This window comes from Mesorhizobium sp. SEMIA396 (genome assembly GCF_024518615.1).
Lineage (GTDB): Bacteria > Pseudomonadota > Alphaproteobacteria > Rhizobiales > Rhizobiaceae > Mesorhizobium.
Map to the genome: position 1 here is coordinate 79,904 of NZ_JANIFC010000005.1, position 14,075 is coordinate 93,978.

At 63.3% G+C, this 14,075-nt stretch carries 13 protein-coding genes and 1 pseudogene; 9 read left to right on the forward strand and 5 right to left on the reverse strand.

Translation table 11 applies throughout. The annotated features are described in order from the left end of the window. The first annotated feature begins 77 nt into the window (after positions 1-77). Positions 78-887 carry a helix-turn-helix domain-containing protein gene (locus tag NP503_RS14215; protein WP_127271895.1) on the forward strand — a complete coding sequence of 270 codons (810 nt, stop codon included), beginning with the start codon at positions 78-80 and terminating at the stop codon, positions 885-887. A gap of 69 nt (positions 888-956) precedes the next feature. On the opposite strand, the gene ybaL is transcribed toward NP503_RS14215, so the two are convergent. Both ybaL and NP503_RS14225 read right to left on the reverse strand, forming a co-directional pair. Beyond that, positions 957-2,753 (reverse strand): YbaL family putative K(+) efflux transporter, encoded by a 1,797-nt coding sequence (gene ybaL, locus NP503_RS14220; RefSeq protein ID WP_127272506.1) that lies wholly within the window; start codon positions 2,751-2,753, stop codon positions 957-959. A 223-nt stretch (positions 2,754-2,976) separates the two neighbouring features. Further along, a complete protein-coding gene (locus NP503_RS14225) occupies positions 2,977-3,426 on the reverse strand; it encodes a host attachment protein (RefSeq protein WP_127271043.1) in 450 nt (149 codons plus the stop codon). Positions 3,427-3,844: 418 nt separating this feature from the next. On the opposite strand from NP503_RS14225, the gene cysG reads away from it, so the two are divergent. The 6 genes and pseudogenes from cysG to NP503_RS14255 all read left to right on the forward strand — a co-directional run bounded on the left by cysG (position 3,845) and on the right by NP503_RS14255 (position 10,447). After that, positions 3,845-5,296 (forward strand): siroheme synthase CysG, encoded by a 1,452-nt coding sequence (gene cysG / locus NP503_RS14230; protein WP_127272507.1) that lies wholly within the window; start codon positions 3,845-3,847, stop codon positions 5,294-5,296. Then, positions 5,293-5,586: a DUF2849 domain-containing protein gene (locus tag NP503_RS14235; RefSeq protein ID WP_127272018.1), complete on the forward strand. Its 294-nt coding sequence runs from the start codon at positions 5,293-5,295 to the stop codon at positions 5,584-5,586. The genes cysG and NP503_RS14235 overlap by 4 nt, the downstream gene beginning before the upstream one ends. Positions 5,587-5,629: 43 nt before the next feature. After that, on the forward strand, positions 5,630-7,300 hold the full coding sequence (locus tag NP503_RS14240) for a nitrite/sulfite reductase (RefSeq protein WP_127272508.1): 1,671 nt from the start codon (positions 5,630-5,632) through the stop codon (positions 7,298-7,300). Beyond that, the gene (locus NP503_RS14245) at positions 7,275-8,039 is read left to right on the forward strand and encodes a phosphoadenylyl-sulfate reductase (RefSeq protein ID WP_127272509.1); all 765 of its coding nucleotides are present in this window, start codon (positions 7,275-7,277) and stop codon (positions 8,037-8,039) included. The genes NP503_RS14240 and NP503_RS14245 overlap by 26 nt, the downstream gene beginning before the upstream one ends. A 172-nt stretch (positions 8,040-8,211) precedes the next feature. Beyond that, positions 8,212-8,745 carry a DUF934 domain-containing protein gene (locus NP503_RS14250; protein ID WP_127271069.1) on the forward strand — a complete coding sequence of 178 codons (534 nt, stop codon included), beginning with the start codon at positions 8,212-8,214 and terminating at the stop codon, positions 8,743-8,745. 98 nt (positions 8,746-8,843) lie between these two features. Further along, a pseudogene (locus tag NP503_RS14255) lies at positions 8,844-10,447 on the forward strand (GMC family oxidoreductase). A gap of 117 nt (positions 10,448-10,564) precedes the next feature. On the opposite strand, the gene NP503_RS14260 reads toward NP503_RS14255, so the two are convergent. The 3 genes from NP503_RS14260 to NP503_RS14270 all read right to left on the reverse strand — a co-directional run bounded on the left by NP503_RS14260 (position 10,565) and on the right by NP503_RS14270 (position 12,416). Continuing rightward, on the reverse strand, positions 10,565-11,587 hold the full coding sequence (locus tag NP503_RS14260) for a fatty acid desaturase (protein ID WP_127273297.1): 1,023 nt from the start codon (positions 11,585-11,587) through the stop codon (positions 10,565-10,567). Positions 11,588-11,738: 151 nt separating this feature from the next. Next, complete coding sequence (locus NP503_RS14265; RefSeq protein ID WP_127269664.1) at positions 11,739-12,116, reverse strand: hypothetical protein; 378 nt, start codon at positions 12,114-12,116, stop codon at positions 11,739-11,741. A 99-nt stretch (positions 12,117-12,215) separates the two neighbouring features. Beyond that, positions 12,216-12,416 (reverse strand): hypothetical protein, encoded by a 201-nt coding sequence (locus NP503_RS14270; RefSeq protein WP_127269662.1) that lies wholly within the window; start codon positions 12,414-12,416, stop codon positions 12,216-12,218. Between the two features lie 239 nt (positions 12,417-12,655). Between NP503_RS14270 and grpE the strand changes: the two genes are divergently transcribed. Together grpE and NP503_RS14280 are read left to right on the forward strand one after the other, a co-directional pair. Next, the gene (gene grpE / locus NP503_RS14275) at positions 12,656-13,291 is read left to right on the forward strand and encodes a nucleotide exchange factor GrpE (RefSeq protein ID WP_127269660.1); all 636 of its coding nucleotides are present in this window, start codon (positions 12,656-12,658) and stop codon (positions 13,289-13,291) included. A gap of 119 nt (positions 13,292-13,410) precedes the next feature. Beyond that, positions 13,411-14,043, forward strand: a complete 633-nt coding sequence (locus tag NP503_RS14280; RefSeq protein WP_127269659.1) for a trimeric intracellular cation channel family protein — start codon at positions 13,411-13,413, stop codon at positions 14,041-14,043. Positions 14,044-14,075 lie beyond the last annotated feature (32 nt).

A 14,075-nucleotide genomic window follows, 5' to 3' on the forward strand; every position in this document is an offset into this window, starting at 1 on the left:
CGCGAACCGGAGCCTATCGACTTCCGCGGTTAAAGAATTTAGCTATCATGGCGTTTCATCGCTAATAGCAGTCAATCATGAGACGGCCCCTCAGCTACCCCTGGCTTGATCTCGATGTGGATGACCCTTCCGCGTTGGCGATTGCCGTGCGCGTCGACATCCCCGACACCCGAGCGGAAGTCCCCGCCCACCGGCACCGCAAAGGCCAGCTCGTCTTCGCGCTCGGCGGCGGCGTCACATGCCGCGTTCCAAGCGGTCTATGGATGGTGCCGCCGCATTGCGGGGTGTGGATCCCCGGCGGCATGGAGCACAGCAATGTCGCAACCGCCAACGCCCGGATTTTTTTCGTCTACATAGAGCCGGGAGCGGCCGACCTGCCGGAGCGGTGCTGCACGCTTTCGATCTCGCCACTGCTGCGCGAATTGATCATCGAGCTTTCCGATCGGCTGCAGGACGACGAGGCGAGGGGCGAACTCTTGACCAAAATGCTGCTCACCGAATTGCCACGCATGCCTGTCCAGCAATTGCACCTGCCGATCTCATCCGAGCCGCGCTTGAACAGGATCGCCGAGGCGTTGGCGCAAGACCCTGCCGACCGCAGCACGCTGGCGGACTGGGCCAAGCGCATGGCGCTCAGCGAGAGCAGCCTCGCCCGCCTTGTGACAAAGGAGACAGGGCTGAGTTTCGGGCGCTGGCGCCAGCAATTGCACTTGATCGTTGCAATTCGGGAACTGGCGTCCGGCAAGAGTGTCCAGCAAGTCTCGGGCGATCTCGGCTATGGTTCGGTCACGGCCTTCATCACCATGTTCAAGAAGGCGCTTGGGAAGCCGCCGGCCAAATACCTCAGTGGTATCGCGCAAAATGGCGGCTCTGCATTCGTGGCGTAATGCTCACTTGAAAGGCTGGTCGAGCCAATCAGGTTGCCAGCGTGCGAGAATGCAGCTTGGCTTTGGGACTCAGGCCACCGATGGCTCGGCGGTTTCGCGCCTCAACTCCGGTTTGGAACCGAGAACTTCTTCCACAATCCCGCGCGCAATCTCGCGTTCACCCATGATCACCGTATCGGCGCCCAAACCCTTGAGATGTTCGACCTCGGCATCCGAATGGGCCCGGGCGATAACGTTGATACCGGGATTAGCGGCGCGGGCTCGGAGCACGATCTGACCGGCTTCGAAGGCATTGGGGATGGCAAGGATCAGCCGGCTGGCGCCTTCGGGGTTGGCGGCGGCAAACACTTCGGCATTGGCCGCATTGCCGGCGACGGTCTCGATGCTGTCCGCTTTCAGCCTCGCCAGCGTCTTGTCGGCGTCCTCGATGACCAGGAAGGGCAGTGCCGCGTCTTTCAACGCCGAGCCGACCAGGCCACCGACACGGCCGTAGCCGATCAGGATGGCATGGCCTGTGAGTGCCGTCTTGGGCGGCGGCCCGTCCTCCCTTTTCGCCGTTGCCGCGACAGAGGCCACCTGGCCCGGCTCCGTCGCCGGACCAACCGGTTTTGCTTCGACCGGCGGTGCCGTCCTGGCGGCGCGCCGTTCCAGCCACGGCTTCATCCAGTCGATGGCCAGGAACATCAGCGGGTTGAGGACGATCGACAGGATGGCGCCGGCCAGAATGAGGTCGCGACCTTGTTCGGGCAACAGTTTCAGCCCGACGCCGAGCTCGGCCAGGATGAAGGAGAATTCGCCGATCTGGGCAAGGCTTGCCGAAATCATCAATGCGGTGGCCAGGGGATAGCCGAAGGCAACGACGATGACGAACGCCGCCAGCGATTTGCCGATGATGATGATGGCCAGCGTTGCCAGGATCGGCCAGCCATTGCTGATCAGGCTGAACGGGTCGAACAGCATGCCGACCGAGACGAAGAACAACACGGAAAAGGCATCGCGCAGCGGCAAGGATTCTTCGGCGGCACGGTGACTGAGTTCGGATTCGCTCATGATCATGCCGGCGAAGAATGCGCCCAGCGCCAGTGAGACCCCAAACAGTTTGGCCGCGCCAAAGGCGACGCCGAGCGCTATGGCAAGCACCGCCAGCCGGAAGAGCTCGCGCGAGCCGGTGTGGGCGACATAGTGCAGGATCCAGGGGATGACCCGGCGGCCGACCACCAGCATGACGACGACGAAGGCGGCGACCTTGGCCAGCGTGATGCCGACGACGCCCCAGATGCCGTAGCTGGCCGGCAGCGACAGCAGCCCGCTTGCATGGGCGTCGGTCTGCTCCTGGCCGCCGAGCACGCCGGCCAGCGCCGGCAGCAGCACCAGCGCCAGCACCATGGCCAGGTCCTCGACGATCAGCCAGCCGACAGCGATGCGGCCGCGCTCGGTCTCGATCATCCGCCGCTCTTGCAGAGCGCGCAGCAGCACGACCGTCGAGGCGACCGATAGTGCCAGGCCGAACACCAGTCCCGCGCCCATTGACCAGCCGAGCATCCACGACAACCCGGCACCGAGTGCGGTGGCAAAGCCGATCTGGACGACGGCGCCCGGCACGGCTATGGCGCGCACCGACAGAAGATCCTTCAATGAGAAGTGCAACCCGACGCCGAACATCAGGAGGATGACGCCGATTTCGGCCAGTTCGTTGGCAAGGCCGGCATCGGCGACGAAGCCAGGCGTGTTCGGCCCGACCAGCACGCCGGCTACGAGATAACCGACCAGCGGCGGGATACGGAAGCGGTTGGCGAGAGCCCCGAAGACGAAAGCCAGCCCCAGACCGGCGACGATGGTGGCGATAAGGGGCGTGTCATGCGGCATTGTCTATGGAGCGCCTTTCAAAAACAGCGATGTTGGATGAGCGCCGCCCAAAGCCGCCGCCTGTTTTGCAATATGGTGGATGGTATGTCGGCGATGCAACCCGCGAATCCGTGAAATCGACGGCGCTGCCGCAAAAATTTGACCGGCAGCTGAGAAGCTGCCGGCCGGATCGGAATTTGTGCGGTGCTATTCGTCTCGATCCGTCAGGGCCGATCGACAATGATCAGCCTGCCCGCAGCAGGGCCTCGATTTCCGGTATGGCATGGTTGGTCAATGTCTTGGGAATTTCGGCGGTCACCTTGTCCTCGACCTCCTTGTGCAGCTTTTTGCGCATTGTCCCAAGCACCACTGGCGGTGCGACGAGCACGATCTCGTTGAATTCGCCGTCATGCGCGAGCTTGTAGAGCCGGGCGGCGATTTCATCGGCGAAACGCTCCTTGCCGATGCGGTGCCAGTCCGTATCCTCGACTGCGCTGCGGTGTACGGAGGGACCATCATTGTACCGGCCCGGGCTGTCGCTGCCTTGCTCGCGGGTGGGCGGGTTGTCCTGCTGTATTTCCTGCACCACCTCGAGATTCGGATATTTGTTGTCGCCGGCGTTCCTGAGGAAAAGCGCCTTCTCGCCATCGGCCACCATGACCCAGATACCGTGCTTGAGTATGATTGTGTTCATGATGACAGGCTCCTTTTCAGCCGCGTGGTGGCCTTCGGGGCGTTCCGCAGCCGGGGTTTCGATCCGATATGACAGGCCTTTTGAGAACGCGCCCCGAGCCACTAATGTTCCAGTCGGCCGCCGCGTCGGCGTTGGACATTCCGGCTATCCAGAGTTCGCGGCTTTAATCTACTAATTTGGTAGAATTTAGAAAAAACAGTTTTGCGCTTTTCTCCCCAGGCGCTAAAAGACCCGGAAAACAAGGCCTGCGACAGCAGCTTGAATCCGCTCCATCTGCAAACGAGAAATATTTTTCTCTTGGCTGGGATGCTTTCAGAAAAGCAATTGCATCCCGATAAGGGATGCGCGAGTGCGTTCCTTCTGGTTTCTCGCGCCCGCGCGTAGAACTGCAAGCTCATTCAGGATTCCGCTCGCGTCCATGTCGCACACTGCTCCCAAGCTCAGCGCCTTCCCCGTGTTCATGCGGGTCGAGGGCGAAGCCGTGGCCATCGTCGGCGGCGGCGAAGAGGCACTCGCCAAGGCGCGGCTGATCGGACAGTCGAGCGCGGTCCTGCGGATCATCGCGGAACACGCCGAGCCCGATCTGCTCGCCTTCATCGTCCAGGCCGGCGCGAGCCATTTTGCCGCCGCTTACGACGCATCGCAGCTCGAAGGCGCGATCATGGTGTTTGCCGCCAGCGGCGACGAGGAACTCGACCGTCGGGTGGCTGCGGATGCGCGCCGCCTAAGCATTCCGGTCAATGCCGTCGATCGGCCTGAGCTTTGCGATTTCTTCACCCCGGCGCTGGTCAACCGCGCGCCGGTCGCCATCGCCATCGGCACCGAAGGTGCAGGCCCGGTGCTTGCCCAGATGTTGCGCGGCCGCATCGACCGCATGCTGTCGCCGTCGCTCGGGCCGCTGGCAATTCTTGCGGCGTCGTTTCGCGGGGCTGCCGAGAAGCTGCTGCCGAAAGGCAATGCCCGCCGCCGCTTCTGGAATGATTTCTTCTCTGGCGCTCCTGCGCGCGCGGCCGAAGCCGGCCAGCTTTCGCAGGCGCATGAAGCTGCCGTCGATCTCCTGCTGTCGGACACGCCCGCTTGCGGTCACATCGCGCTGGTTGGCGCCGGTCCGGGCGCCGAGGATCTTTTGACCTTGCGGGCCCATCGTCTGCTGATGGAAGCCGATGTCATCGTCCATGACGCGCTGGTGCCCGAGGCGGTCGTTGCCATGGGTCGCCGCGATGCCGAGCGCCTGCCGGTCGGAAAGCGTAAGGGCTGCCACACCAAGAGCCAGGCTGAGATCAATGCGCTGCTGGTCGAGCTTGGCCGTGAAGGCAAGCGTGTCGTGCGGCTGAAGTCGGGCGATCCGCTGGTGTTCGGCCGGGCCGGCGAAGAGATGGCGGCACTTCGTGATGCCGGCATCGCCTATGAGGTGGTTCCGGGTGTCACCGCGGCCTTTGCCGCCGCCGCCGATTTCGAACTGCCGCTGACCTTGCGCGGTGTCTCCTCGTCGATGGTGTTCACCACCGGCCACGACCTCAAGGGCAATTCGCTGCCCGACTGGGCCAAGCTCGCCATTTCCGGCGCCACCGTCGCCGTTTATATGGGCCGCTCGGTGGCCGCCGAGGTTGCCGGACGGCTGATCGAGGCCGGTCTGTCGCCGGACACTGCGGTGGCCGTGGTCGAGAATGCCAGCCTCGCCAACCGGCGTCGCTTCCACGGCACGCTTGCCGACCTGCCGTCGCTGGAAGCGCGCGCCGATCTTTCCGGCCCGGTCATGACCATCATCGGCGATGCGGTCGCCGGCGCCAATTTTGAGCGATCCGAGCCGCTGGCGGCACACAGGCATGAAGGTGCGTCCAGTTCGATCGCCGAAGGAGTTCAGCCATGAAGATACTGACCGCCAACCGCCTCACCGACGGCATTGCTGTCTGGTACGCCGATGGCGGCTGGGCGGAGACGGTGGACCATGCCGACCTCGCCGATGACAAGGCAGCGGAGGATAGGCTCGAGGCGATCGGCGCCAAGGCCTATGCCGCCAACGAAGTGGTCGACGTCAATTTGATCGACGCTGAAGTCGTCAACGGTGTCGTCCAACCGGTGCGGCTGCGCGAGAAGATCCGCGCTGCCGGCCCGACCATTCGCAACGATCTCGGCAAGCAGGCTGCGCGGGCAGCATAACCAAGACACCAGGCATGGGCGGACGCGCCCTGAAAGACCAAGCATGTACCGTTACGATGAGTTCGACCACGATTTTGTCCAAGCCCGCGTCGCCGAGTTCAGCGACCAGGTGCAGCGTCGTCTTGCCGGCGAGATCACCGAGGACCAGTTCCGGCCCTTGAGGCTGATGAACGGCGTCTATCTTCAACTGCATGCCTACATGCTGCGCATCGCGGTGCCTTACGGCACGCTGAACGGCAAGCAGTTGCGCATGCTTGGTCACATCGCCCGCAAATACGACAAAGGCTATGGCCATTTCACCACCCGCCAGAACATCCAGTTCAACTGGCCGGCGCTGTCTGATATTCCGGCGATCCTGGCGGATCTCGCAAGTGTCGAGATGCATGCCATCCAGACCAGCGGCAATTGCATTCGCAATGTCACCGCCGACCACTTCGCCGGCGCTGCCGCCGACGAAGTCGCCGATCCGCGTCCCTACGCGGAAATCCTGCGCCAATGGTCGTCGGTGCATCCGGAATTCTCGTTCCTGCCGCGCAAGTTCAAGATCGCGGTGACGGGTGCCGAGCGCGACCGCGCCGCCATTCAGACCCACGACATCGGCCTGCACCTGAAGAAGAACGCCGCCGGCGAACTCGGTTTCGCCGTCTATATCGGCGGCGGCCAGGGCCGCACGCCGATGGTTGCCCGCAAGATCCGCGATTTCCTGCCGGAAGCCGACCTTCTGTCCTACTGCACGGCGATCCTGCGCGTTTACAACCTCTATGGCCGCCGCGACAACAAGTACAAGGCGCGCATCAAGATCCTCGTCCATGAGACCGGCGTCGAGGAGATCACCCGCCAGGTCGAGGCCGAGTGGCAGGAGTTGAAGGACGCCGAGCTGAAGCTGCCGGAAGCCGACATCCGCGCCATCGAGGCCTATTTCGCGCCACCGGTGCTCGCTGGGCGGCCGGAAGGCGACCAGGCGGTCAAGCTGGCGCGGCTCGATTCCAAGGGGTTCTCGGAGTGGCTCGACCAGAATGTCGTGACGCACCGCCATCCCGACTATGCGGCGGTGACGATCTCGCTGAAGGGCATCGGCGAGGTGCCCGGCGACGCCTCGGACAGCCAGATGGAAGCGATCGCCGACATCGCCGAGAAATATGGCTTTGACGAGCTGCGTGTCAGCCATGAGCAGAACCTGATCCTGCCGCATGTGGCCCGCGCCGACCTCAAGGCGGTCTATGATGCGCTGGTCGGCATCGGCCTGGCGACGGCCAATTCCAACCTGATATCGGACATCATCGCTTGCCCGGGCCTCGACTACTGTGCGCTGGCCACAGCGCGCTCGATCCCGATCGCGCAGGAAATCTCGCGCCGCTTCGCCTCGCTTGAGCGGCAGCGCGAGATCGGCGAACTGAAGCTGAAGATCTCCGGCTGCATCAACGCCTGCGGTCATCACCATGTCGGCCATATCGGCATCCTCGGGGTCGAGAAGAAGGGCTCTGAGCTCTATCAGGTGACGCTGGGCGGCTCGGCCGACGAAAACACCTCGGTCGGCGAGATCATCGGCCGCGGCTTCTCGTCGGAAGAGATCACCGACGCCATCGAGCAGATCGTCGAGACCTATCTCGGCCTCCGGCTCGACCCACAAGAGAAATTCATCGACGCCTACCGCCGAGTCGGTCCCGCGCCGTTCAAGGAGGCGCTCTATGCTGGCGAAGCCAAGGCCGCTTGACCGTATTGGAGACGTCGATGACGGTATCGCCGCCAAAGCGGCGGGGCTCGATGCGCTCTATGGTCATCTGAAGCCGATCGAGATCATCGAACGCTCGGCCCGCGAACTGTTCCTCGACGAGATCGCGGCGGTGTCGTCGTTCGGCGCGGATTCGGCTGTGCTGCTGCACATGATCGCCAAGATCGACCGGACGCTGCCGGTCATTTTCCTCGACACCGGCAAGCATTTCGAGGAGACGCTCGGCTATCGCGACGCGCTCGCCGCCGATTTCGGGCTGACCAACATAAGGGTGATCAAACCCGAGGAAGCAGCACTCGAACGGATCGATCCGACGGGCAATCTGCATCAGAGCAACACCGACGCCTGCTGCGACGTGCGCAAGGTGGAGCCGCTGGCGCGCGGTGTCGCGCCATTTCGTGCCTGGCTCACCGGCCGCAAGCGTTTTCAGGCCGCGACGCGGGCGGCGCTGCCGGTGTTCGAGGCGGTCGGTCCGCGCATCCGCATCAATCCGCTGGCGCATTGGACGACATCGGACCAGGCGGACTACATGCGCGCCCATGCGCTGCGCGAAAATCCGCTGGTCGCCTATGGCTATCTGTCGATCGGCTGCTTCCCGTGCACGCAGCCGGTGCAGCCGGGCGAGGACGCGCGCAGCGGCCGCTGGGCCGGTCACGCCAAGACCGAGTGCGGCATTCACCTGTCGGGGCTGGAGAAGTCGCTGACCGACGCATCCCTTTAGGATATGCTGATATTCAGGTTAGGCTGGCCTGCAAACGGCAGCTTCCTGCGCTTCCGGTGCTCACGTACTTCAAGTACGCTCCGCTCCGGTTCTCGGAAGCCGCTATTTTCGGCGCAGCCTGACCTGAATCTCAACACATCCTTGGTTCGTTTGACTATTTAGGAACTTTTTGATGACTGAACCGACGACAGCGGAGACCCGACTCTGGACCCCTGCGGGTTTTCACGAGGATGAGTGGACGCATGCCGAAAGCGCCGATGCGCTGTCCGGCAACGGCCGCTTCATCCTGCCGTTGCAAGTCTTCCTCGATCTGGATCCGGAGGTGCGCCGCTCGGCCAAGGAACGGCTCGGCGTCCTGCTGCAGCCTGGTGATCAGCTCGAGAAGATTGCCGACCTGCTCGACCAGCTGTCGCTGGTGGCATTGGCCTTCCCGGCCTTCAGCGACGGCCGCTCCTTCTCCAAGGGAGAACTGCTGCGCGGCCGCTACCATTTCGAAGGTGCCGTTCGCGCCACGGGCCAGGTGCTGGTGGACCAACTGCCGCATATGCTGCGGCTAGGCTTCGACGAGTTCGAGATTTCCAATGCGGTGCTGTTGAAGCGCCTGGAGGAGGGCCGCACCGGCGGATTGGGGCTCTACTACCAGCCAGCCGCCGTGCCGGAACCAAAAGGCCCGAAATACTCCTGGCGGCGCGTTCGCAGCAGCTGACGTTGCGGTAATTCCGCGCGTCTTTACATCAGCCGTGTTCAGGCCTTCTCTTGATCGTCCGGATGGAAAATCCGTGGAACGATCGGGGAGGGGTCTTCATGCGTTACGACTATGTCATAGCCGGCGGTGGGTCCGCCGGCTGTGCGCTTGCCGCGCGGCTTTCGGAAGATCCATCGAAAACGGTCTGCCTGATCGAAGCTGGCGGCGAGGGCAGGGATATGCTGATCCGCGCTCCGGCTGGCATTATCGGCATGCTTTCCGGCCGGCCCAGGATCAACAACTGGGCCTTCGAAACCGTGCCGCAGCAAGGTCTTGGCGGCCGCAAGGGCTACCAGCCGCGCGGCAAGGCGCTGGGCGGCTCCAGCGCCATCAATGCAATGCTCTATGTCAGGGGCCATCGCAGCGACTATGACGAATGGGCAAATCTGGGCTGCGAGGGCTGGTCGTGGGATGAGGTTCTGCCCTATTTCCGGCGCGCCGAGGGCAATGAGCGCGGCACTGATGCCTTGCATGGCGGGGACGGCCCGCTGAAAGTGTCGAACCAGCGCTCGCCGAGGCCGATCGCCAAGGCCTTCATAGAGGCTTGTGCCGAAAACCAGATTCGCGCCTCGGACGATTTCAACGGACCGGAACAAGAGGGCGCCGGCTATTTCCAGGTGACCCAGTTTGCCGGTGGCGCCCGTAATGGCGAGCGCTGTTCGACTGCCGCCGCCTATCTCCATCCGGTGATGCAGCGGAGCAATCTGACCGTGATCACGCGGGCGCACGCCACAGGCATCGTCCTTGCCGGCAAGCGCGCCACCGGCATCCGCTACCGGACGCGCAAAGGCGAGGCAGTGGCACAGGCGTCGCGCGAGGTGATCCTCTGCGGTGGTGCCTTCGGTTCGCCGCAGCTTCTGTTGCTGTCGGGTATCGGCCCGGCGGCCGAACTTGCCGTGCATGGCGTTCCCGTCGTCCACGAATTGCCGGGCGTCGGCAAGAACCTGCAGGACCACCTCGATTTTATCGTCGGCTGGAGATCGAAGGACACCGATATGCTCGGCATGAGCCCGCGCGGCGCGTGGGGTTTCCTCAGGCACATCGCGCAGTGGCGGCGGGATGGAACCGGGCTGATCGCCTCGCCGTCGGCCGAGAGCGGCGCTTTCGTCAAATCCGACCCGGCGCTTGAGCGCCCTGACCTGCAGCTGCAATTCGTCATCGGCCTGGTCGAAAACCATGCGCGCACGCTGCACTACGGTTTCGGCTTCTCCTGTCATGTCTGCATATTGCGGCCGCACTCGCGTGGCGAGGTTGGGCTGGCCAGCGCCGATCCACTTGCCGCGCCACGCATCGATCCGCGCTTTCTCGGCGACCAGCGCGATGCGGAACTGCTGCTGAAAGGCGTGAGGATCACCCGGCAGGTGCTGGCTTCGCCGGCGCTGACGCGCTACCGGCACAAGGAAATGCACATCGCCGGCGAGCCGAGCGATGCCGATCTGATGACCCATATCCGTACCCGCGCCGACACGGTCTATCACCCGGTCGGCTCCTGTCGGATGGGGTCGACGAGATGGCGGTGGTCGATCCGCAACTCAAGGTGCGCGGGCTTGAAGCCTTGCGTGTCGTGGACGCCTCGGTGATGCCGACACTGATTGGTGGCAACACCAATGCCCCAACCATCATGATCGCCGAAAAGGCCGCCGACATGATCAGGGCTGCCTGATCGGAGCTCCAGGCCGCGGCGCCCATGGCGCGGCGGTCTTCTTGTTGTGACGCAATTGCCCAGGGAAAACGCTACGCGTTTTCCCTGGAAAACCGTTCACACTTCTCCTGGAATTGCTTAAGCCGCCGCCCGTGCCTCGCGGAACGACACCAGCTTGCGGCGGTTTTCGTCCCACAATGCCAGTTTGACGCAGCGCAGGCTTTCGAGCAGCGTAACCCGGCCTATGTCGCGCAACTCGGGATAATCCCGCAGCACTTCCTGCAACCGGTAGCACGGCACCTTGGCCGAGAGGTGATGGACGTGATGGACACCGATGTTGCCGGTGAGCCAGTTCAGCACCGGCGGAAGGTCGTAATACGACGATCCGTGCAAGGCGGCGTGCTGGAATTCCCAGTCGGCATCCTTCGCCCATTCTGTTTCCTCGAACTGGTGCTGGACGTAGAACAGCCAGATGCCGGCCGAACCGGCGAGGATGACGATCGGCAGGTGAACCACCAGGAAAGCGCCCGGGCCGACGAACCAGATAAGGACGGCTGCTGCGACCGCGATGCCAAGGTTGGTGGTCATCGACGACACCCAAGGGGTCAGGCCGCCGCGCATCATGCCGACGGGTAGCCTCTGCTCGAAGATGAAAAGCCAGATCGGACCGAGCCCGAACATCACCAGCGGATGGCGATAGAGACGATAGGCGAGGCGGCCCCGCCACGACATCTGCCGGTATTCTGCAACGGTCAGCGTCCGGATGTCGCCCATGCCGCGTTCGTCAAGATTGCCGGCGCTGGCGTGGTGCGTCGCGTGGGCGCGCCGCCAGCAATCGTAGGGCGTCAGCGTCAGGATGCCGAGCGCGCGGCCAATCCAGTCGTCCGCGTAACGATTGGCGAAGAAGGAGCCGTGGCCGCAATCGTGCTGGATCATGAAGATGCGCACCAGAAACCCGGCCGCGGGGAGGATGAGGACCAGTCCCCACCAATGGCCATAGGCATAAGCCGCCGAAGACAGCCCCCAGAGTATGGCGAATGGAATGAGGGTGATGGCGAGTTCGACGGCGCTGCGCCGCCTGTCAGGCTTCTTGTAGCGGGCGAGAATCTTCAACCAGGCGCGCTTGCTGTTGGCGACCGCCTCAGGGGAAATCATGTTCATCAGGAAGCATAGGCGGGGCGCCTCGCCGCCGCAAGGCAACATCACGCAAAATTACTGTGCGTAATTGTCGCGTAGCTTGGCGATCGAGCCTGCCAACCCGCCAGCTCGACCTGCTGATGGCTCTGAGCGTCGGTTTTCCGCTGGTCGATCGCTATTCGCGATCGAGGATAGGGCAGCCGCGCTCGGTGCCAAAAGTCACGCGCACGCGGTCGCCGCCCTGTCTGCCGCGGACCGTGATCTCCCGGCGGCCGACGGACTCTATCCTTGCGCGGCGGATGCCCATTCGGTCTGCCTTGTCGAGAGCCCGGTCTTCCGTGCAGCCTCGTTGACGGCGGTCGCGCCGATCGTCGCGACGGGGGCCTTCGCAATCGTCGTAGGCGGGGTCGCAATCTTCCATGAGCTTCAGCCGCGGGCCATGTTTGCCCAATTGCAGCTGAAGATTGTCTGCTTGTGCCGGAAAGGCCGCCAAGGTGATGGCGCCGAGGCCGACAAACGCTATCAGCGATGAGGTGATCGAAACCTTGCGCATTTACGTCCTCCATTGAACCACAACACATCTATCCTTAGATGGTTCGGCTCTCCCCGGCTATTGCCGATAGGAGGTTTGCTGCCAAGATCGATTGTTGCGTTACCGCCGGCGCCAGCCGATGTCACCGCGCTCCGCCCCATCGAGGCGGTCGAGCAGTTCTCTGAACCGATCGGGGATGTCGGCCTCGGTGCGGAAGGCCGGCAAGGTGCGCAGAAAGCGGGTCACCGCCTCGGCGCCGAACTGGCGCCTGATCTCGATGGCCAGCCCCTCTGCCTTTTCGCCCATGTTGCGGGTCATCATCTCAAAATCCTGTGTCGGCTTCGAAACTCCTGCAGCAAGAGAATGGTTCCCCCATCATGCCTGTATGGCAAGCAAAGCCCGCGGTTAAGGTAAAATTTGAATTAAAGTCGAAATGTCTTGCCTGTCATTGCCCGGCCTTGGCCGGCGGCTTCCATAGTCGCTTACCCCTTGATTTTTGGCCACCAAACATCGATATCGGGCACAAAATCCACATCATTCGAGATTGACGGGAAACGGCGATGAGCGACCAGGCAAAAGACGAACGCGCGCCCGACGAAGTCGAGGCGACCGAGCCCACAGCCGAGCGCACGGAAGGCAGCACCGACGGCGACTATGAAGCCCTTGTGCGGCTGCTGAAGGAAAATGAAGAGCTGAAGGACCGCGCGCTGCGCGTGGCGGCGGAGATGGAAAACCTGCGTCGCCGCACGGCGCGCGATGTGCACGATGCGCGAACCTACGCGGTCGCGAATTTCGCCCGCGACATGTTGTCGGTGTCGGACAATCTGCGCCGCGCGCTGGATGCGATTCCCGCCGAGGCCAAGGCATCGGGTGACGCCGGCTTCAAGGCGCTGATCGAAGGCGTCGACCTCACCGAGCGCGCCATGCTGTCGGCGCTGGAACGGCATGGGGTCAAGAAGCTCGCGCCGGAAGGCGAGAAGTTCGATCCCAATTTCCACCAGGCGATGTTCGAAGTGCCCAATCCGGATGTCCCGGCCAACACCGTGGTCCAGGTCGTGCAGCCGGGGTATTCGATCGGCGACCGCGTGCTGCGCCCGGCCATGGTCGGCGTCGCCAAGGGTGGTCCGAAGTTCGCCGCCGCTGAAGCACCGGTTGAGCCGGGGCCGGTGAACGAGCAGGCTGAGAAGGATGCGTAGTTAGGGCAGTAAGGGAGTAAGGGAGTAAGGGAGTAAGGGAGCGTACCAACGGTGCGGCTTTGTGATAAACATACTCTCCTATTCTCCTATTCTCCTCTTCCCTTACTCCCCTGGTCTGCATGAATGCCATCGCGCTTCTCGACTATGCCGGTGTCGCCGTCTTCGCGGCGACCGGCGCGCTTGCGGCTTCGCGTAAGCAGCTCGACATCATCGGCTTCCTGTTCCTGGCCAGCGTCACCGGGATAGGCGGCGGCACGCTGCGTGACGTCATCCTCAACCTGCCGGTTTTCTGGGTCGCCAACTCCGGCTATGTGCTGGTCTGCGCCGCGGTTGCGGTGCTGGTCTTCTTCAGCGCGCATCGTGTCGAATCGCGCTGGAAATGGCTGCTCTGGCTCGACGCCATCGGGCTCGCCGCCTTTTCGGTGATGGGCGCGGCCAAGGGGCTTGCGATTACCGGCTCGCCGGTCGTCTCCGTCATCACCGGCGTGCTCACCGCCACTTTCGGCGGCATTTTGCGCGATCTCCTTGCCGGCGAGCCATCGGTGCTGCTCAGGCCCGAAATCTACGTCACGGCCGCCCTTGCGGGTGCCGGGCTTTACACGCTTGGCGATCTTGCCGGACTGCCGCCGCTCACCTCGAACCTTGCCGGCTTTGCGGCGGCGTTCCTCGTGCGTGGCGGTGCGCTCAAATTCGGCTGGTCGTTTCCGTCCTACAAGAGCCGACCCGGCCGGCGGCCGGAAGATATTTTGTGAAAGGAAGCGAATAGCGAGTAGCGAATAGCGAA

Coding starts and splice junctions, on each gene's coding strand:
- NP503_RS14265 (WP_127269664.1), bottom strand. CDS start 12,116: ATGCGCAAGGTTTCGATCACCTCATCGCTGATAGCGTTTGTCGGCCTC.
- cysG (WP_127272507.1), top strand. CDS start 3,845: ATGTCGCACACTGCTCCCAAGCTCAGCGCCTTCCCCGTGTTCATGCGG.
- ybaL (WP_127272506.1), bottom strand. CDS start 2,753: ATGCCGCATGACACGCCCCTTATCGCCACCATCGTCGCCGGTCTGGGG.
- NP503_RS14270 (WP_127269662.1), bottom strand. CDS start 12,416: ATGATGACCCGCAACATGGGCGAAAAGGCAGAGGGGCTGGCCATCGAG.
- NP503_RS14245 (WP_127272509.1), top strand. CDS start 7,275: ATGCTGGCGAAGCCAAGGCCGCTTGACCGTATTGGAGACGTCGATGAC.
- NP503_RS14225 (WP_127271043.1), bottom strand. CDS start 3,426: ATGAACACAATCATACTCAAGCACGGTATCTGGGTCATGGTGGCCGAT.
- NP503_RS14240 (WP_127272508.1), top strand. CDS start 5,630: ATGTACCGTTACGATGAGTTCGACCACGATTTTGTCCAAGCCCGCGTC.
- NP503_RS14280 (WP_127269659.1), top strand. CDS start 13,411: ATGAATGCCATCGCGCTTCTCGACTATGCCGGTGTCGCCGTCTTCGCG.
- NP503_RS14215 (WP_127271895.1), top strand. CDS start 78: ATGAGACGGCCCCTCAGCTACCCCTGGCTTGATCTCGATGTGGATGAC.
- NP503_RS14260 (WP_127273297.1), bottom strand. CDS start 11,587: ATGAACATGATTTCCCCTGAGGCGGTCGCCAACAGCAAGCGCGCCTGG.
- grpE (WP_127269660.1), top strand. CDS start 12,656: ATGAGCGACCAGGCAAAAGACGAACGCGCGCCCGACGAAGTCGAGGCG.
- NP503_RS14235 (WP_127272018.1), top strand. CDS start 5,293: ATGAAGATACTGACCGCCAACCGCCTCACCGACGGCATTGCTGTCTGG.
- NP503_RS14250 (WP_127271069.1), top strand. CDS start 8,212: ATGACTGAACCGACGACAGCGGAGACCCGACTCTGGACCCCTGCGGGT.